The following is a 21468-nucleotide window of genomic DNA, read 5'->3' on the forward strand; positions in this document are numbered from 1 at the left end:
GATCATAACCTCCAAACATAATTAAGGCATATCAAAATCTTTAATAAATCTTACAACTTCCTTTTTTATTCGTTTTAATTCAATATCAGACCTTGTCTTTAAAGCCCTAACAACAAATTTAGCAACATTTAAAGAATCGCTTTCGTTTAGGCCCCTAGAAGTAATAGCAGCGCCTCCAATTCTAATGCCAGAAGCCAAAGAAGGACTTTTTTTATCAAAAGGAATAGCATTTTTATTTAAAGTAATATTTACACTCTCAAGCAATTTCTCAGCATCAGCACCTGTAAGATCCAAAGTACTAAGATCGACCAAAAATAAATGATTATCCGTACCTCCGCTAACAATCCGAAATCCTTCCGATTTGAAATATTCAGCCATAACTTTAGTATTTTTTATTACGTTAGCAATGTATTCTCTGAAATCTTCTTGAAGAGCCTCTCTGAATGCAATAGCCTTACCAGCAATAACATGAACTAAGGGGCCCCCCTGAGTTCCGGGAAAAACTGTAGAATTTACAGCATTAAGCAAAGCTTTCTCTTTCCCATTAAAGTTTACTAATTTGTCATAATCTTTTCCAGAAAGTATTATTCCACCTCTTGGCCCTCTTAAAGTTTTATGCGTAGTGCTTGTAGTAAGATGCGCCACATCAATCGGAGAATTATGAAAACCAGCAACAATAAGACCTGCAATATGAGCAATATCGCACAAAAGATATGCAGAAACATCATCGGCTATTTCTCTAAATTTTTTAAAATCAATTTCTCTTGAATAAGAAGAAGCTCCAGCTATTACTAAATTTGGCCTACAATCTCTAGCTATTTTAAGAACCTCATCATAATCAATCAACTCAGAATCTCTAGAAACACCATAAAAATAGGTATTAAAAAATATACCAGAAAAATTCACCCTACTACCATGGGTTAAATGCCCTCCATGAGACAATTGCATACCAAGAATTCTATCACCCGGACTAATAAGAGCCATTATAGCCGCCATATTAGCCTGAGATCCGCTATGGGGCTGAACATTGGCATACTTTGCATCAAAAAGCTCTTTTGCTCTTGAAATTGCTAAAGCTTCAATCTCATCAATAAAAGAACAACCACCATAATATCGATTCAAAGGATATCCTTCAGCATACTTATTGGTTAAGATACTCCCAACAGCCTGCCTTATCTCTAAAGATGTAAAATTTTCAGACGCAATAAGCTCAATATGTTCCTTTTCCCTTAATCTCTCTTTCTCAATTAAATTAAATATTTGATCATCTCTCATCAAAAATTATCCTCCAAAACAAACCTATGCATTAAAGAATACGATCCGTTTGTCAAGCTTTTATACTTCAAAAACCCAGAATCTAAATATCCATCAAAAAAATCATTTTTATCATAATCCTCTTTGCACCCATATTGAATATAGTTCTCAGACATATTTAAAAAATACTTAGAGTTATCCTTATATAATACTGCATTTATTATATCAAAATACACAAAACCAACCCCAGACAAAAAAAATTCAAACCAAAAATGCTCATTTAATTTAAGAGAATTAGGATCATAGTAAAGCCCAACTATATTTTTTAGCGGAATTTCGTACTTTAAAAATAATAAATTTGTAAGAACTATTAAATTGTTAGATGAAATTTTTCTTTCTTTAATAGAATCATTTAAACTTAAATTATTCTCAACAATTTTAAAATTTAAAATCAAAACATCAACAATTGCTTTAGCTAGCTTATAAGCTGAGTTATTCCCACCAGTCATAGACAAAATTAAAGAATCTAACGACATTAAATCAACAGAGCTATAAGATAAATAATCTTTTTTTTTGCCTTGAACATACGTTTTGTACTCTTGATTGTTAATATCTTTATTGACCTCAATGCTTTCTAAATATTTAGTATCCAAAAATTCCAAATCAAGCTTATGAACCTTTACCTTAGTCTCAAAAATAAATTTATTTGCCTTCAGGGTTTTAAAAAACAAATTACCAATATTAAAATCAAAGTACCCATTACTACGCTCTGTAATTTTTTGACGCTCATTCTCAATTGGCCTTAAATAGAAGATATTAAAATTAATATCTTCGGGGTTTGAATCTAAATTACTACTAACACCTTGGGTAAAATAGATTTCTTCAATTATTGCAAACTCTTTTGAATCACTCAAAGTCCACTTAAAAAAATTATCTTTAACAGAGAACGGGACTTTATTGCTTTGAAGATTGTCCAATAAAACATAAAGTTTCCCATCAGAATTTAAAGTTTTAGGAGAAATAAATTTTACCCTATTCTCAGAAACATCTAAAATATTTTGGGGCAAAATTGTATAAAGTTTATCTTTAGTTTCAAGAAAAATTTGAATAGCACTAGAATGTGAAAACAAATTCATACCCTGCAATAAAGTTGAAGAATTTGCATTTAAAATTATTTTATCCCCTGAGAAAATAGAAGGTATATTTTCTCTATTAAGCTTAACAGGCACTTGTCTACTAATAACAAGAAAAAGCTCGTTGCTAATTCCACTCTCACTTTTTACAAAAATAAGCCCGGAATTTACTTCGTCTGTAATTTTGAAAACTATTTCAGTGTTATTCCAACTAATAATGCTACTTTTAACCAAATAATTATTGTTAATATTAATCTCTCCTACACTATAACCTAAATTACTTCCTTTAATAACAATAACATCCTTGTGTGAAGTAGGACTTGGAGATATATCATAAATAATTGGTTTTGAATAAAATAAAAATCCAGAAAAAACAAATAAAAATAAAAAAATAATAAAAATTAAGCTTAAATAAAAATATTTGTTTTTAAAAAAAATAGCCAAATGCTAGCCTCTTTTAACCTTGGTTCCTTCCTTAGTATCAACCAAAACAAAACCTTTTTTAGCAAAAAACTCTCTAATTTCATCGGCACGCTTAAAATTTTTTTCACATTTAGCTATTCTTCTTTCTTCAATCAAAGTTTTCATATTCTCATCAATAACTACATCATGATTTCCTAAATTTTTTAAAATTTCTTCTCTCAGATTAAGTGAAATAATCTCATCAAAAATAAAAGCTAATTTAAGCTTTGAAACAGAGCCTAGATTTTCAGATTTAATTAACTCCCAAAGCAAAGCCAATCCCTGAGAAACATTCAAATCAAAAGAAATTTTTTCTACAAAAGAATCGTAATATTCTTTTTCTGCGCTAGAACCAATTTTTTTTAAATCCCTATTAAGAGCATCTAAATCAACTGGATCTAAAGATGCATAAAAATAACTTAACCTATTTATCATATTTTCTCTAGCAATCCTGCTTGCTTGAAGATTTTCCAATGAAAATTTTAATTGATTTCTATAGTGTGATGTCAAACATAAATATCTAAAATCAAGAGGAGAAAAATTTTGCTCTTTTAAGTCTTTAACTGTAATAAAATTTCCACGTGATTTTGACATTTTATTATAATCCATGATCAAAAATTCTCCATGAACAAAAATATCGCACCATTTCTTATTCAAAAAACATTCTACTATTGCTATTTCATTTATGTGGTGAACTCCAATATGATCAACTCCTCCTAAATGAATATCAAGTGTATCTTTGAAATACTCCAAATTCATAGCAGCACACTCCAAATGCCAACTAGGATAACCAAATCCCCAAGGAGAATCCCATTTCATTTCCTGATCTTTAAATTTAGAATTAGTAAACCATAAAACAAAATCGGTTTTATTCCTTTTAAATCTATCAATATCAACCCTGGAAAAAGTCATATCTTTATCAATCAGGTCAATGCCAGCCATCTCGCCATAACTTTTAAAACAAGAAGTATCAAAATACACATTACCATTAGAAAAATAAGTAATTTTTTTTTCTTCAAGAATTTTAATAACCTCTATCATGATAGGAATATGTTTGCTAGCAATAAGCACTTTATTGGGATATACAACGTTTAGTTTTCTACAATCCTTAAAAAAAGCTTCCGTAAAAAACTTACTAATTTCATAAACTGTAAGACCTTTTTCCCTTGCAGTCTTGGCAACTTTATCTTCTCCATCATCAAGATCGCCTGTTAAGTGCCCAATATCTGTAATATTCATCGCATAGTCAACTTTATACCCTAAAAACCTTAAAGATTTAATTAATAAATCCCCAAAAATATAGGTTCTAAAATTTCCAATGTGAGCATAATTATAAACAGTAGGCCCACAAGCGTACACTTTGACATCATCAAAATTTGTTAATTCCGAAAAATTCTTTGTTCTAGTATTATATAATCTTAAAATCATACAGTTCTCAAAAATTGAAAAAATAAAAAGTCTAATTTATTATTAAGTAAGTATGCTTAAAAGCCTAAATAATTTTTTTAAAAAAATCAATATAAAGCCTCAAACAAAAAATCTGGCTGACTATACAACATATAAAATTGGAAACATTTCAAGATTATTTCTCATTCCTAAAAATATTCAAGAAGCAAAAAATATTTTTAAAGCAGCAATAGAAGAAAAAATCAAACTATTTATCCTTGGGGGGGGATCCAATATTTTAGTCAATGACGAGAAAGAACTTGATTTTCCGATAGTATACACAGGACATCTAAAAAGAATAGAAATTCACGACAATAAAATTATCGCTGAATGTGGTGCAAATTTCGAAAATTTATGTAAAATTGCACTCAACAACAGCTTAAGTGGACTAGAATTTATCTATGGACTACCTGGAACACTGGGGGGCGCTGTATGGATGAATGCTAGAAGCTTTGGAAATGAAATATCTGAAATAATAAAAAAAATTACATTTATAAATGATAAAGGAAAAACTATTAGCAAAGAATTTAAAAAAGAAGACTTTAAGTATAAAGTATCACCTTTTCAAAATAAAAACTTTCTTATATTAAAAATTGAATTGAATTTAAAAAAAGAAAATAAAAAAAATATTGAAGAAAAAATGAATAAAAACAAACAAGCAAGGATAAACAAAGGTCACTATTTATTCCCAAGTAGTGGAAGTACTTTTAAAAACAATAAAGTATTTCTCAAACCTAGTGGACAAATAATTGAAGAGTGCAAACTTAAAGGACTAAGCATTGGAGGCGCTGCGGTATCTAAATATCATGGAAACTTTATCATCAACATTAACAATGCCACTTCAAACGACATAAAAAGTTTAATTGAAAAAGTAAAAACTGAAGTTTACTCAAAAACCGGCCTTTTACTCGAAGAAGAAGTCCTTTACATAGGATTTAAAAATCAAAAAAGCTAAAAAAGAATATCTTTAATCTCATTATTAATCTTTCGAATCAATTCCTTTGTTTTTAATATCTTATCCTTAGAAGATTTCACCAAAAATGAATATTCTTGAAGAGAACTTATTGCATCTAAATTCATCTTAGAAACTTTAAACTCTTTTAAATCTTGACTGAAATTGTTAAACTTACTGCTAACAAAAAAATGGTTATTAAATATTTCTTTATACATATTCTTAGCATCTCTGATCTTAGTATCGTGAGACAAATACCTTTCTTTAAACTCACCAATTTCTTTAAAATGCTTGGCAAGAGTAAGATCTACTTTATCATGTCTTGAAAAATTACTATCCACATTATCTTGAATATCTATAAAATTTTTATAAATTGTATCAATCTCTGAATTAATTACTGCAATAATGCTATCAACCGTTTTAAGTTCATCTTTAATGGTTTTAGAATATTTTCCAGAATTAATAGCAAGCTTTCTAATCTCCTCAGCAACAACTGCAAAACTTTTACCTGCATCACCTGCTTTTGCTGCTTCAATTGCTGCATTCATAGCAAGCATATTAGTTTGAGCTGAGATTGAAACTAAAAGTTTATTTGCACTTTGCAAGCTGTTCGTTTGAGACAAAAGATCTGCAAAATTTTTATTCACATTTTCAAAAACAATATTTAAATCAAAAACTTTACTTTTAATATTTTCAATATCAGCAGAATTTGTAGTAGCGACTTTATTAAAAATTTCCAAATTTTTATCTATGCTATAAAAAAAACTAACATTCTCTTCAAAATTTGAAGAGATTTCTGACATATACTTATTGTGGTCATTAATCGGATCAGCAACAGATTCAAAGCCTTTTGAAATATCAGCAATTGACTTTTCAAATCTAGAAAAAGCATCTTTTAGTTGCTCGTAAGCTAAAACGCTAGAATCTATACTCTCAGTATTTAATATAACAGCTTCTATTTGCTCCAAATAATCATTCAAATCTTCAGAATAAAATTTTATCTTCTCAAAAGATTCGTTACTCTTGGACGACAAACTGTCTAGCTTTGAACTCATATAAGAAATAATAGCCGAAGAATACTTAACCTCTAAAGGAGACTCAAGGCTAAAAGGATCGCTTTTTGATTTTTGATAATCAACAATTTTGTTAAAATCATTAATTAATGAAAAAATGAAAGTATTGCACAAATAAAACACAATCGCAAAAGATAATAGTAAAAATATTAAAAACACAACCCAATTTGACTTAAACATAATAGGAATGGAATTGACATTGAAAATCAATCCTTGAATCAAAAAATCATCAATTTTTACAAAGTTTAAAGAATAAAAATCGCTTCCATAATTAAAAGTGTACTGAAAAGCAGAAGAATCTTTTTTAGTATAAGCTATAACTTTGTTCAGAACATTCTCACTATAAACCTTAGAAAAAGATTTGGTCTTAAGATTATTAAGGTTTAAAAAAATAGGTTCATAATTTCTGTCAAGCATAAAAAAATTATAATTCTTGCTGCTAAATTTAAGAGAAGAATACAGCTGATTTTCAATAATATCAAACGAATCATCAAAGCATACCAAAATGCCCATCACACCCAATGTTGCAACAGAATCCCTAACAGGAAAACTTACTATAGAATAAATTTTCCCATCTATTCTCATATACCTTGAATAATATTTAGAATTTTTTTCTACAGGAACAGAATAAATTGGATCTAATCTAACATCTTTTAAGCCTAAAAATGAAAAATTTGAATTTGATATTAAGACATTCTTCCCTATAGGAATATAAAATATACCTTCGAGTGAATTTTCTGCTACAGGAATAGTTTTAAAAATTTTATCTATAGAGATAAATTCTCTTGACTTTAAAAACAAATCGCTATTTTCAGATAAACTATCACTCAATTTTAAACTTGAAGACAAAAGAAAACTCTTTGAAGAATTCACCAATATCCCAAACCTATAGCTATCTTTTACAAGCTCCTCAAGAAACCTAGAAGATTCTAAATACTTAGCCTTCATAACAGCAGACACACTGTTTAAAAACAACTTAGCATCAAATTTAAAGCGATCCAAATATTCATTTTTATGATTAACATAAGCATAGCCTATGAATAAAAAATTAAAAAAAAGAAATCCAAATAAAACTAGATAAAGAAATCGTTTAGTACTTTTCAGATTAACATCTATTAAATTTTCATCAGTCATAAAAGCTCTCCAAACATAACATTAACATGATTAAAATCTTAAAACAAAACTTTCGCCTTCATAAATCACATATAAATAATTACTAATAACAATTGGCAAATTAGACTTTTCTTTCTGAATATTAAGGATTAAATCCTCAAATATTTGCAAATAATTATTTTATTATTTAGCTACATGTATATATAATTATATAATAAAACATATAGAATACTAAAAGTTTAATATTTTAAAAATTTTATGAAAAATCAAAACTTTGAGAGGACTTAGTGAAAAAAAAGAAACTCAACTCCAACCTTTTTTATAAATTCAATTTTATAATTTTAGCATATACAATAATCATTATTGCAACAACCTTTTTACTATTAGATCAAGGCTATAAAAAAATCATATCAAAAGAACTTCAAGACTTTACAAAATTCATTAACCAAGCAATGATTAAAAGCTTTTCTGATGAATCTAAAGAAATAATAAAAACTTTAAGCGTATTGACAACTAGGTACGATTATAAATCTGCAATTCTAAATAACAAAAGTGAGGAGCATTTAGTATCCGACAAGATTTTAGTTACACTCCCGTCCTTTATTAAAATAATAGAGTATGCAAACAAAGATGGATACATAATCGCATCAAGTGAGAAAAAAAGAACCGGTCAATATATGAGCTTAAAAGAATTACTCTTAGGCAAAGCTATAACTACATTTCAAATTTCAATTCTTCACAACAGTTTGTCAAAAATAAATAACAATTTTTACATTCCAATAACATATAAAATAACAGATTCAAAAAAATCTAATATTGGATATATTATTTTATATGCCGACATTTCAGAAAAAATTGCCGAACTAAAAGAATATCTTTTACTGCTTTTGGAAAACTCCTTACTAGAACAAAATGCAAGCAGCCAAAACTCATCAAAATACTTTACTATATACATAATAAACAGCAGTGGAGATGCATTTGGAGGGAAAGATGAAGTTTTAAAAAACATAAAACACATATTTGGCTTTAATGCAAAAACATTAACTCAAATATTAAACGTATTGTCTCAAGGAAAATCAAATTACAATACAAGCAATTCAAATGAAATAATCTCCTTAGCAAGAATCACAACATCTAATTGGTACTTGGGAATAAAAATAGACTATAATAACATATTTTCAAAAGAATTTAAACATATGAGATTGGTCTCGCTTACCATTATATTTATTTTGGTAATAATTTTCATATTAATAATGATATCAACCATAAAAACTTTAATAATATCAAAAATAGATAAACTCAATGCTGTCATTCCAAAGGTTAAAAACGGTGACTTAACATTTAAAATCGAAGCAAAAGGTAAAGATTCAATTAGTTCTACAATAAATCTTTTCGGTCATTTTATTGAAAATCTAAAAAATGTAATTAATTCATTACAAGAACGAGTAAGGCTGTTGAAAGAAAATGGAGACCATTTATTTAGTGAAATAAATAAAACCCACAATACAATAAAAAATTCAAATCAATATATAGAAAAAACACAAGAAGAGGTAGAAAAACAAGTAGAATTCATTTCTAATACAACAAACGTAATTGAAAGTCTTTCAAAAAATATTTCATCTCTTGACAACTCAATTGAAACTCAAGCTGCAAGCGTTGAACAATCCTCATCAGCTATCGAAGAAATGATAGGGGGCATACAATCAATAACAGAAATAACTCAAAAAGCTGCAAAAAGCACAGAAGAACTAAAAAGATTCTCTGATGATGGACGAAAAAAACAAGAAGAAGTTATTGCTCAAATCAAAGAAATTTTCAAAAACTCGACAAGATTGCAAGAAGCAAACTCTTTAATCTCATCTATAGCTAGTCAAACTAACTTGCTCTCAATGAACGCTGCAATTGAAGCATCTCATGCAGGTGAAGCTGGAAAAGGATTTGCTATTGTTGCAGAAGAAATAAAAGATTTAGCAGAACAAGTAACATCACAATCAGAATCCGTTGCTTCATCAATTAACGAAATAATGGATTCAATAACCAAAACCGTAAACACTTCTGAATTAACAAATAAAGCTTTCAATCAAATATTCGATTCAATCAATCTAGTTGTTCAAGTAATAGAAGAAATAAATCATACAATGCAAGAGCAATCAATAGGTAGCCAAGAAATTTTAAAGGCTTTAAATACAATGAGGGAAATAACATATGAAGTAAAAATTGGCTCAAATGATATGTTTAGAGGCAACAAAGAAATCATTAGCACTGTTAAACTGTTAGGAGAAATTAACATTACAGTATCAAACTCAATGAAAGGTTTAAAAGAAGAGATTAATAAACTGGTAGAAGCAATTGAGCGTATTAAAATTTTAGGAACTACAAATTCAAGTCATATTTCTGAAATTAGTGAAAGCATAAATCAATTTAAAACCAAATAAAATAGACTAAAAGGAAATAATATGCAAAAAAAGACATTTTATAACGTTGAAAAATATCTTAAAAGTCATTTAATGTTATTTCCTATTTTTGCTTATACAAAAAACTTTTCAGACGCTAGTATCATATCTGTTTGGATTTCACTATGCATTATATTCCCTGCCTTAATAATCAATCAAATAGAACTAAAAAAGCATAAAAGTCACATATTAGGAATATATCTAGTAATAATAGGAATTATTACTAGCCTAACTTACTTATTCATGCTCCATTTAACGCCAACCTTATACAAAGAATTCAAATTTTCAATACCCATTTTAATAGCCATAATAATATCATTCCATAAAAACGAGCCTTTTAAAATCCTAAAAAATCCATCGATGATAATCAAATATTCTAAAATTCCAATTTTAATTTTCATTGCTTTAAGCTCAACAATTTCACTTATTAGAGAAATATTAAACACAGGTAATTTAAAACTTTTTAACAAAGAGATACCTATAATAAAAGGGCTTATAAATACAAAAATGTTAGCCCATAGCTCAAACATTTTTATTGTAGCATCTTTAATTTTACTATTAATCAATATGCTAACAGGTGTTAATAAAGAGGAAAAAAATGACTAAAAGTGTTAAAGGACATATTAAAGACGAAATTAGCATTATAGTTGCCAATTTAGCATTATCAAAAAATATAAAGCTGGACAAAATAAACATTAATATTCAAAAGCCCCCAAAAAGTGATTTGGGGGATATTTCCATATTAATATTTGAACTTAGTAAAACTTTGAAACTTCCTATTGCAACTATTTCTGAAGAAATAATAAAAAACCTTGAAAATAAATACGAAATTAAAGCTATGGGGCCTTACTTAAACATCAAAATTCCTAGAAAAGAATACATAAACAATACTATACAAATGATAAATACCCAAAAAGATGCCTATGGAACAAGTAAATATCTAGACAATAAAAAAATAATATTAGAATTTTCATCGCCAAATACAAACAAACCACTACATGTGGGGCATCTTAGAAATGACGCAATAGGAGAAAGTCTCTCAAGAATATTAAAAGCTGTGGGTGCAAAAATTACAAAAATAAACTTAATAAACGATCGGGGAGTTCATATCTGCAAATCAATGCTTGCATACAAAAAATTTGGAAATGGCATTACCCCTGAAAAAGCTTTTAAAAAAGGAGACCATTTGATTGGTGATTTTTATGTTAGGTACAACAAATACTCACAAGAAAATAAAAATGCTGAAGAAGAAATTCAAGATCTACTTTTAAAATGGGAACAAAAAGATAAAAGCACAATTGAACTTTGGAAAAAGCTAAATAAATGGGCAATTGAAGGAATAAAAGAAACTTACAAAATTACAAACACCTCATTTGATAAAATTTACCTTGAGAGTGAAATTTTTAAAATTGGGAAAAATGTTGTATTAGAAGGACTTGAAAAAAGATTTTGTTACAAACGAGAAGATGGTGCAATATGCATTGATTTGCCCTTAGATTCAAATGAAAAAGCTGACAACAAAGCAAAACAAAAAGTACTCATAAGATCAAACGGAACATCTATCTATCTTACCCAAGATTTAGGAAATATAGCAGTTAGAATAAAAGAATTTGATTTTGACGAAATGATTTATGTGGTTGGAAGTGAACAAATTCAGCACTTTAAAAATTTATTTTTTGTATCAGAAAAATTGGGAATTTCTAAAAACAAAAAACTTCTTCATTTGTCATACGGAATGGTCAATCTTATTGATGGCAAAATGAAATCAAGAGAAGGCAATGTAATTGACGGGGATAATTTAATCTTAGAGCTAATAGAATCAATAATGCCTGAAATTACACAAAAAATTGAGAACAAAGAAAACGCTAAAAAAAATGCTTTAAATATTGCTCTAGGAGCAATTCACTATTATCTGTTAAAATCAGCTGTACATAAAGATATTATATTTAACAAAAAAGAAAGCCTATCTTTTACAGGAAATTCTGGCCCATATATCCAATACGTTGGAGCAAGAATTAACAGCATTCTTGAAAAATATAACACACTTTCTATTTCCATAATGGGAAAAATTAATTTTGAACTTTTAAAACACGAAAAAGAGTGGGATATTATAAAAATAATATCGGAACTAGAAGAAAATGTAATCAAAGCGGCAAAAGACTTAAACCCCTCAATACTTGCCAGCTATTCATACTCGCTTGCAAAGAATTTTAGCGCATACTATCAAGAAGTTAAAGTAATAGATACAAACAACATTAATTTAACAGCCACAAGAATTGAATTTTTAAAAGCCATTCTACAAACAATAAAAAATTGCATGTACCTGCTCAATATTCCTTATATGTTAAAAATGTAGACAAGAAAATTTTTTAGCATTTTCTTGTCTAATATCCGTTTGAATCTAGGTCACTTTTACTAAAAATTAATTTTATTCTATCTTCATACTTTTGAGATATATAATGTCTTTTTAACTTAAGAGTATTGGTAAGCTCTTCCCCAACTGAAAAAGAATCCTGAAGTAAAACAAAGCCTACTATTTTTTCAAAGTTTTTAAAACCTAACTTAGTATTAATAGTATCTGAGATATGCTTAGAATAAAGCTTGTTAACATCCTCATTAGCTAATAAATCACTCCTAGAAGAAAAAGATACTCCACTAGAGCTTGCCCACTTTTCAAGATTGTCAAAATTGGGCACAATAACAGCTCCCAAAAATTTTTGATCTTGACCAACAATCATAATATTTTCAATAAATAAAGATTTACCCAAAACTCTCTCAAGAGGCTCGGGCTCAATATTTTCTCCCCCCCTGAGAACAATTGTATCTTTACTTCTACCAACAATTGTAATTTCATTATTAATTGTCAATCTAACTAAGTCCCCGGTGTTAAACCAACCATCTTCTGTTAAAACTTCAATCGTCTTTGCCTTATCCTTAAAATAACCGCTCATTATTTGTGGTGACTTTACCCAGAGCTCACCTTTTTCTCCACAAGGCAAAACTCTCCCATCAACTCCAACTACCTTGTATTCAACATCTGGCAAAATAGGGCCTACAGTTCTTGCCACAGGACCCTTAAGACGTCTAACACTCAAAATAGGACCCGTTTCAGTAAGGCCATAACCTTCAAGCACCTTAATTCCTACAGCCTTAAAAAAATAATCAACATAATCAACCAACGCTCCACCGCCAGAAACTCCAAATTCAAAATTTTGCCCAAGGGCATTTTTTATTTTTTTAAATACCAAAATATCACCTAATAATTTAACAGGAAAAATTAAGATAATCCCAACAAACAAAAATAACTTTGAAAAAAGCAAAATAAATAAATTGGGTTTTTTATAAACAGGTGAAAAACCTAAAAATTTTTCTTTAAGCTTTGCATAAACAATTCCAATTTTTAAAAACCCTCCAAACACAAGTTTCTTAATCAAAGATTCTGACACCTTCTTAATAATACCCATTCTTATACCTTCCCAAATTCTAGGTACAGAAATAATCATTTGAGGATTTAAAAGTAAAAAATCTTTTAGCAAAACAGGACCTATGGGTTTTGAATATGCAATTGCTACACCCTTTAAAGCGACTATATATTCACAAGCCCTCTCAAAAGAATGCCAAAGAGGCAGAATAGAAATCATTATCTTACCAGGCTTAATTGCTGGAAGATAATCATAAAGTCTATCTAATTGAAAAATAAAAGATTCATGTCTTAACATTACTCCCTTTGGCATACCTGTTGTACCAGAAGTATATATTATAGTTGCAATATCTTTTGAAGAACCTTTTTCAATCTCTATATCAAATGATTTTGGATTAGATCTTAAATACTCAGTTCCAAGTTCTAGTAATTTTTTATAAGAAAATACAGTAATATTTCCCATTTTTTCTTCATAAGATTTATCATCATCAATAACAACAATGCATCTCACCAATCTAAGATCATGTTTTTTGGATAAAACTTTTTGGAGCTGCTTATTGCTTTCAACAAAAACAAAAGTAGATTCAGAATGATTAATAATATAAGTTAATTCATCCTCAGAAGAATCATTTCCCCTGGGAACGTCAATACAGCCTAAACCTAAAGTAGCAATGTCAATTATTATCCACTCCCTTCTCGAATCAGAAATAATTACAACCTTTTCTCCCCTTTTAATGCCACAATGCAAAAGCCCAGAAGCCACTCTTTTTACCTCATTCCAAAAATCAGCATATATTTGCTTCTTAAAACTTTTAGACTCCCCTTCCTTATACATAAAAATATCAAGCTCACTATAAAGAGTTACCACCTCTTTAAAACGCTTAGGCACAGTATCTCTCATAAATCCCCCTCAAATCGATTTAAAATTAAATTAATTTAAAAAAAGCAACAGACTGCTAACAATAATATTATAAAAGCTATGTATAAAAATCATATAATATACATTTTTATACCTTAAATAGATAAAAGCAAAAAATATCCCTAATATAAAGGCAACCAAAAATCCTAAAATTCCATAATACAAATGCCCATAAGCAAAAAACATACTGCTAAGAAAAACAGTAATTACAACAGGAAATCTCATTTGTGTAAACTTGGTAATAACAAAAGCCCTATAAAACAATTCTTCAAAAGCTCCTGTAAAAAAAGAGGTTAAAGTCATTAAAAACAATGCTGCTTTACTGCTAATTTTCCAATTAAATCCAACATTGTTTTGAAAATAGTAGGCAAATACCGATTCTGGCAACAGATATTCAAGTAAAAAAGCTATTAAAAAAATGAATATCATTGCAATCAATATTGTTTTAATAAAAATTAAAACAGATTCCCAAATAAAAATGAATTTAAATTTAGGAATAAAAAACTCTACCCTAAAATCATCATAAGAACTGGTAAGTTTAAAAAAATAAATTATAAAAACAATTAAAAAAGATCTTGAAATCCAAAAATAAAAATGATTTTCATTAACGTTCCAAAATTCTGAATTAACATTTTCAAAAGGAGATGCAAGATAAATAACTACGTAGACCAAAAAAAGATCAAGCAAGGCCAGCTTGAATGGATATTTATTTTTTAACAATTGCATAAAGCATTGTAATTAAATAATTATTAATTGTCAATGAATGATTATTGATTGATTAATCAAAACAAATTAAAATTTAAAAGATAATTATTTATAAATAAAAAATGATAATATTCTAAATGATTTTAATATTTGTCCTTATTTCACTCAATTTATCAATCCATTACTATTTGAAACTCAATTTGATTTATTTCAACACAATACTAATATTATTTTTTATAATAAAAAATAACAAACACTTAGCACTTAGTTTTATTTTTTGCACAATATTGCTATTAAGCTTTCAAACTAGATTAAATTTTAAAACCGAGAAAAAAAATATTTATCAAATAACAAACATTAAAAATTTAAAAAAAGATTCAAAAACTATTATTGAAGTAATTGACAATAACGCAAATACACACAAATTTAACTTCAAAAATATTGAAAATATTTACAAAATTGGAGATACCATTAAAATTGAAAACCAAAAAATAAAAATAATTAAAAGGCCCTTTTTTGCTAAGCTTAGAGAAAAATATACAAACACTTTAAATAATTTTTTTACCACATTAAATCCTAGTTATTCCCATTTTTCAAAAACAATAATTTTGAATATCAAATCAGAAATAACAAAGTATGAAAAAACATTATTTCAAAATGCAGGAATTGCCCACATTTTGGTAGTGTCTGGACTTCACTTTTATCTAATAAGCTTAATAAGTTACTATTTACTTTTAATAGTCACAAATGAAAAATTAAAATACTTAATACTAAGCATAATTTTACTAAATTATCTAATATTAACTGGATTTACACCTTCAGCACTAAGAGCATTTCTAATGACAGAATCTCTTATAATATACAGATTAATTTATGGCAAGATTAATTTAATAAGCTGTATATCTATTAGTTTTATAATAAATGCCATTGCATTCCCCGAAACACTAAATTCAATAGGATTTCAACTCTCCTATCTTGCAACAATAGGGATATCAGCATCGGTTCATCTAAAAAATAGATACAATCTTAACAGACTAACATCATCAATGTTTACAACATTTTTTATTCAAATATTCACTTCGCCAGTAATTTATGCTAACAATTTTGATATAACACCAATCTCAGTATTGTCAAACTTAATAATTATTCCATTAATATTGATTTTCTTAGCAATAACAATATTAAGCTTAATAACTTACTTTTCAAACTTGAATTTATTTTTTCTCCTTGATCTTATAAATGCCTACATATTCCAAACAATAAAAATTACAGCAACATTTTTTAGCAAATTCTTTACAGTTAAGAACCACCAAATACCTATATTTTTAATATTAAGCATTCTTCTTATAACTTACATTATTTATAATAACGAAACTAAAAAAAATTCAAAATAATTTAAAAATAGCTGCAAATATGAAGAATAATATGTTACTATCTTTTTTATCTATGAACATCAACTACAACAGCATAAGTAGCATAAAACAAACATTAAAAGAAAGAAAAATAGCTCCAAGAAAATTGTGGGGACAAAACTATCTAATCAATGAAAACATAAGGCAAAAAATAATAGAAAGTTTAGATATAAAAGAAAATGAAAAAATGTGGGAAATTGGTCCAGGCCTTGGCGCAATGACTGATATTTTATTAAAAAAAACTAATCTTTTAACCGTATTTGAAATTGACTTAAAATATTCGGAAATATTAAATGAAAAATTTGGAAAATTAAAAAACTTTAAATTGATACAAGGAGACTTTTTAAAAAAATACACAAACGAAAATAAAAACATTGATAAAATATTTTCAAATTTACCATATAATATTGCATCGAAAGTAATATCTAAACTAATTGAAGAAAATTTTTTAAAAGAAATGGTATTCACAGTGCAAAAAGAATTGGCTGACAGAATAACTGCAAAAATAAATAGCAAAAACTATTCTTCATTTACAATCTTAGTACAATCACACTTCACAATAGCGAAAATAATAGACATAGGAGAGAACAATTTTTATCCTGCACCTAAAGTTAAGTCTACAACATTAAAATTAATTCCTAGAAAAAACAATATAAAAGACTTTAAAGAATTCAACAAATTGATTAGAACTGTATTCTCAAGCAGAAGAAAGAAATTAAAAAACACTATTATTAATTTCATCACAAATAAAGATATTCTAAGAGAAAATTTTTTAAAAGAATATTTAGACAAAAGACCTGAAAACATTTCTGTTGAAGAATTTATACAAATTTCCAACACTCTAAACGCTCATCATTAAAGCACTTGCAAATACAATTTCATCAACAGAACAACCCCTTGAAAGATCACTAATAGGCTTGGAAAAACCTTGCAAAAAAGGACCGTAGGCCTTAGCAAAAGCAAATCTCTCTACTAATTTATAACCAATATTCCCAGCATCTAAATTAGGAAATATTAAAACATTAGCAGAACCAGCTACCAAAGATTCCCTGCATTTTTTCTCTGCAACATTTCTACTTATTGCTGAATCAAGTTGAAGCTCTCCATCAATAAGTAAATCACTCTCTTTATTCTTCACAATATTTAAAGCATTCTTTACTTTTTCAATTTCTCTAGCATTAGAAGATCCTTTTGTTGAAAAACTTAAAAGAGCAACCTTGGGCTTTGCATTTAAAATATCCTTAAAAGATTTAGCACTTTGCAGTGCAATTTCTGCAAGCTCTAAAGAATTAGGATTGACTACTACAGAACAATCTGCAAAAAATAAAATTCCATTATGCCCAAAACAAAAATCAACATTTCGAACATTATTTGAAGTATCTATAATCATAAAAGATGATATAATCTTAACATCATCTACCCTAGGAATTATTCTCAAAGCATTAGATAAAACCTTAGCAGAAGTTGAAATAGCGCCACAAACACAAGACTTAACATAACCAAATCTTACCATAAGCATAGCAAAAGTAATTTCATCTAAAACTTGCGCCCTTAAACTTTGTTTAGTAGCACCTTTTAGCTTTAGTAAGCTCCAATATTCATCCAAATACATTTCAATGTCTGGAAAAGAATTAGGATCAACAACTTCTATTCTTTCTAAAATATTATTACAATTAGAAAATTCTTTTAAAGAATTAATAACAGAATCTTTTTTACCTATCAAAATAACTGAATTTGCAAGATTTTTTTGCAAAATAATAACGGTTGCCTTCAAAATCCTAGAGTCACTACTTTCGGGGAAAACTACACTAGCCTTAAACTTATTCTCTTTTACAAAGACTTTTGCCTTCTTAAAAACATAATCTTTTAAACAAAACACCTTATAAAAAGGATACAACATAATATTTATAAATGCATTAGAAAAAAGACATTTTTCATACAAAAACCGTCTTTTTTCTCATTCATAATTTTCAATTGTAAAAATTAAATATTTTTTAAAGAATTCTTAAAATTTCTTGTACAATTTTAGCTGAATTAAAAGCAGCTAATTTTAAAAATTTACTATATTCAACTTCATTTCCTTCTTTATTCACAATGTCAGATATGGACCTAATAACTATAAAAGGTACATTAAACATATACGAAACATGCCCTACTGCTGCACCTTCCATCTCAACAGCTATTACATCTTTAAAATCTCTCATAATTTTATTCATATAAGTTGGATCAATAAACTGATCTCCTGAAACTATTAATCCTGAATATGCATTAGCACTTCCAATCTTTAATTTGACAGCCTCTGTAGCTTTATTAAATAAATTCTTATTGGCCCTAAATTTTTGAGGAAATCCCATAAGCTGACCCACTTTGTGTCCAAATTTAGTTAGATCAACATCATGATACGCAACCTCTGAAGACACTATCACATCTCCCACTTTAATATCTTTGTATTTATCACTAACAACGCCACCAGCAATCCCAGAATTAATTACATGACTTATATTGTTGTATTTTGACAAAATATAGCTAGTCCAAACACCCGCATTAACCTTGCCAACCCCACAAACAATAACCATAACATTGCGATTAGACAACTTTCCCTTTACAATCTTTTTATTAAGACCATACTCTTTAAGCACTATTTCTTCCTTGTTAGACATAAGCTTATTTATCTGCTCAAACTCAGAATCCATAGAGGTTACTACTAAAACATTAATGTTTTTAGAAAAAACAACATACCCGTTTGAAAAAACTAATAGAAATAAAAAAAATTTTATTAAAAAATTCATAAACTCACACTCCTTATAACAAAAGAATACTTATCAGTATACCTCAAAAGGAAAAATCAAAATTGATTTTTCCTTTGAAAAATTTTTTATAAAAAATGTTGAAAAAAATTATCCTATCCGTATTACAATATTAGTAGTTTAAAAAGGGGAAAACTGAATGAAAAAAATGAATCTGGTTACAGCTGCTCTACCTTATGTCAACAATATTCCTCATCTTGGAAATTTAGTGCAAGTATTATCGGCCGATGCTTTCGCAAGATATTCGAAAATGTCCGGAATTGAAACTCTTTATGTCTGCGGAACAGATGAATATGGAACAGCCACAGAAACCAAAGCCTTAATTGAAAAAACCACCCCTTTAGAGCTTTGCAATAAATATTATGAAATACATAAATCAATTTACGAATGGTTCAATATTGAATTTGATATTTTCGGTCGCACAACCAACAATCAACATCAAGAAATTGTACAAAATTTTTTCCTAAAATTAGAAAAAAATGGTTATATAAAAGAGCGAGAAACTGAACAATTTTTTTGCAACAAAGATTCAATATTCTTAGCTGATAGATATGTAATAGGAGAATGTCCAGAGTGCCAAAGCACGGCCAAAGGAGATCAGTGCGATAACTGTTCTAAGCTTTTAAATCCAATAGACCTAATAAATCCAAAATGCATAATTTGTAAAAACAAACCTATTTTAAAAAAAACCAAACATCTTTATATAGATCTTCCCAAGATAAAAACAAAACTTGAAAAATGGATAAAAAATTCGACTGCTAATGAAAATTGGAATACCAATGCACTTAAAATGACAAACGCTTTTTTAAGAGACGGCCTTAAAGAAAGAGCAATTACAAGAGACCTGAAATGGGGAATTCCTGTGCCTAAAAAAGGTTACGAAAATAAAGTATTTTACGTCTGGTTTGATGCCCCAATAGGATATATTTCAATTACCAAAAACATTGTTAAAAATTGGGAATCTTGGTGGAAAAACAATGATCAAGTAAATCTTGTACAATTTATTGGAAAAGACAATATATTGTTTCATACAATTATATTCCCTTGCATAGAAATTGGAAGTGAAGAAAATTGGACAATATTAAATCAACTTTCATCAAGCGAGTACTTAAATTACGAAAATCTTAAATTTTCAAAATCGGAAGGAACAGGAATTTTTGGAAACGATGCTATTACCACAGGAATCCCTTCTGATGTGTGGAGATTCTATATCTATTATAACAGACCTGAAAAATCTGATTTTCAATTTATGTGGCAAGATCTCATGGAAAGAGTAAATACAGAGCTTATTGATAATTTTTCAAACCTTGTCAACAGAGTATTAACATTTCAAAAAAAATTCTTTGGAGATGTCATAGAAACAATCGAAACTCAAAATAAATTTTGGAAACAAATAACACCCAAATATAATAAAATACTAAATCTTTTTAAAAAGACAGAACTAAAATCTGCACTCAAAGAAATACTTAAAATTTCATCCCTTGGAAACAAAATATTTCAAGACAACGAACCGTGGAAAAAAAAAGACAACTCTCCACAAGAAACAAAAGAACTAATTTCAAACTTAATATACCTAATAAGAGACTTATCTATTTTAATGATGCCATTCATTCCCGAAACAAGCAAAAAAATACAACAATTCTTTGGCAACAGTTATCAATTTTCTATCAAAATTCTTGGAACTAAATCTGGAGTTAAAAAAATTGAGTTCACAGAAATATTATTCAATAAACTAGAGCAAAAAAAAATCAACAATTTAAAGCTAAAGTATTCAGGAGAGAAAAAAATGGAAGAAAAAGAACAACCAGAAAACTTATTTAGAGAAAAAGTGCTCTTAAAAGTCATGAAAATACATAAAATAGAAAGAAATCTCGAAGCTAAAAACTTATTCATATTAAAACTAAGTGATGGCGCTAATGAGGACAAACAAATAGTAAGTAGTCTTGAAGGACATTATACAGAAGAAGAGCTTTTAGACAAACATATAATAATAGTAGACAATTTAAAGCCTGCAAAGTTTAGAGGAATAAAATCTGAAGGAATGCTAATAGCTGCTGAGGACAAAAATAAAAATTTTAAAGTTATAATTGTAGAAGATTCGATCAAAAATCCTGTTGCTGGAGAGAGAATAATACTTGAAAACGATCAAAATAAAGATCTTATCTGCCCACCTAAAATTGACATAAATAAATTTTCAAAAGCTAACATAGTAACAGAAAACGGAGAGCTTAAAATAAACGGAATAAACTTAATATTAGAACATTCTAAGAACAAAATATTGTCTAAAGATATTCCAAACGGAAGGATTTGCTAAGAGT

General features: G+C 28.0%; 15 protein-coding genes. 7 read left to right on the plus strand and 8 right to left on the minus strand.

The genetic code is table 11. The features are described from left to right. Positions 1-21: 21 nt before the first annotated feature. The 3 genes from glyA to BLO14_RS01285 are packed head-to-tail and all read right to left on the minus strand — an operon-like array spanning position 22 to position 4277. The gene (glyA, locus tag BLO14_RS01275) at positions 22-1275 is read right to left on the minus strand and encodes a serine hydroxymethyltransferase (protein ID WP_091971944.1); all 1254 of its coding nucleotides are present in this window, start codon (positions 1273-1275) and stop codon (positions 22-24) included. Then, positions 1275-2831 carry an IPT/TIG domain-containing protein gene (locus tag BLO14_RS01280; RefSeq protein ID WP_091971947.1) on the minus strand — a complete coding sequence of 519 codons (1557 nt, stop codon included), beginning with the start codon at positions 2829-2831 and terminating at the stop codon, positions 1275-1277. The genes glyA and BLO14_RS01280 overlap by 1 nt, the downstream gene beginning before the upstream one ends. Positions 2832-2834: 3 nt before the next feature. Continuing rightward, positions 2835-4277, minus strand: a complete 1443-nt coding sequence (locus BLO14_RS01285) for a cysteine--tRNA ligase (protein ID WP_091971949.1) — start codon at positions 4275-4277, stop codon at positions 2835-2837. Positions 4278-4329: 52 nt separating this feature from the next. Between BLO14_RS01285 and murB the strand changes: the two genes are divergently transcribed. Next, a complete protein-coding gene (gene murB, locus BLO14_RS01290) occupies positions 4330-5250 on the plus strand; it encodes a UDP-N-acetylmuramate dehydrogenase (protein WP_091971950.1) in 921 nt (306 codons plus the stop codon). Here the strand turns inward: murB and BLO14_RS01295 are convergent. Further along, positions 5247-7454 carry a methyl-accepting chemotaxis protein gene (locus BLO14_RS01295; protein ID WP_091971952.1) on the minus strand — a complete coding sequence of 736 codons (2208 nt, stop codon included), beginning with the start codon at positions 7452-7454 and terminating at the stop codon, positions 5247-5249. The two genes, murB and BLO14_RS01295, sit on opposite strands and share 4 nt — an antisense overlap. A gap of 266 nt (positions 7455-7720) precedes the next feature. On the opposite strand from BLO14_RS01295, the gene BLO14_RS01300 reads away from it, so the two are divergent. From BLO14_RS01300 to argS, 3 genes are read left to right on the plus strand one after another with little or no spacing between them, the layout of a single operon-like run. Continuing rightward, a complete protein-coding gene (locus BLO14_RS01300) occupies positions 7721-9868 on the plus strand; it encodes a methyl-accepting chemotaxis protein (protein ID WP_091971954.1) in 2148 nt (715 codons plus the stop codon). Positions 9869-9889: 21 nt separating this feature from the next. After that, positions 9890-10492, plus strand: coding sequence for a hypothetical protein (locus BLO14_RS01305; RefSeq protein WP_091971956.1), 603 nt, complete (start codon positions 9890-9892; stop codon positions 10490-10492). Then, entirely contained in the window at positions 10485-12242 is a 1758-nt protein-coding gene (argS, locus tag BLO14_RS01310) for an arginine--tRNA ligase (protein ID WP_091971958.1), read from the plus strand. Before BLO14_RS01305 ends, argS begins: the two co-directional genes overlap by 8 nt. Positions 12243-12270: 28 nt before the next feature. On the opposite strand, the gene BLO14_RS01315 is transcribed toward argS, so the two are convergent. Beyond that, positions 12271-14208, minus strand: coding sequence for an AMP-binding protein (locus BLO14_RS01315; protein ID WP_091971960.1), 1938 nt, complete (start codon positions 14206-14208; stop codon positions 12271-12273). Between the two features lie 30 nt (positions 14209-14238). Continuing rightward, positions 14239-14952 (minus strand): CPBP family intramembrane glutamic endopeptidase, encoded by a 714-nt coding sequence (locus BLO14_RS01320; RefSeq protein WP_091971962.1) that lies wholly within the window; start codon positions 14950-14952, stop codon positions 14239-14241. 116 nt (positions 14953-15068) lie between these two features. On the opposite strand from BLO14_RS01320, the gene BLO14_RS01325 reads away from it, so the two are divergent. Then, positions 15069-16325 (plus strand): ComEC/Rec2 family competence protein, encoded by a 1257-nt coding sequence (locus BLO14_RS01325; RefSeq protein WP_091971964.1) that lies wholly within the window; start codon positions 15069-15071, stop codon positions 16323-16325. Between the two features lie 31 nt (positions 16326-16356). Beyond that, positions 16357-17202 carry a 16S rRNA (adenine(1518)-N(6)/adenine(1519)-N(6))-dimethyltransferase RsmA gene (gene rsmA / locus BLO14_RS01330; RefSeq protein WP_091971966.1) on the plus strand — a complete coding sequence of 282 codons (846 nt, stop codon included), beginning with the start codon at positions 16357-16359 and terminating at the stop codon, positions 17200-17202. On the opposite strand, the gene pta is transcribed toward rsmA, so the two are convergent. Continuing rightward, entirely contained in the window at positions 17185-18243 is a 1059-nt protein-coding gene (gene pta / locus BLO14_RS01335) for a phosphate acetyltransferase (RefSeq protein ID WP_091972295.1), read from the minus strand. The two genes, rsmA and pta, sit on opposite strands and share 18 nt — an antisense overlap. Before the next feature lie 94 nt (positions 18244-18337). Further along, complete coding sequence (locus tag BLO14_RS01340; protein ID WP_091971968.1) at positions 18338-19132, minus strand: 5'-methylthioadenosine/adenosylhomocysteine nucleosidase; 795 nt, start codon at positions 19130-19132, stop codon at positions 18338-18340. Positions 19133-19289: 157 nt separating this feature from the next. Here BLO14_RS01340 and metG point away from each other — a divergent pair, with 157 nt between their 5' ends. Continuing rightward, complete coding sequence (gene metG / locus BLO14_RS01345) at positions 19290-21464, plus strand: methionine--tRNA ligase (RefSeq protein ID WP_091971970.1); 2175 nt, start codon at positions 19290-19292, stop codon at positions 21462-21464. The last annotated feature ends 4 nt before the right edge of the window (positions 21465-21468 follow it).

It is taken from the genome of Borreliella japonica (assembly GCF_900099615.1).
GTDB lineage: Bacteria > Spirochaetota > Spirochaetia > Borreliales > Borreliaceae > Borreliella > Borreliella japonica.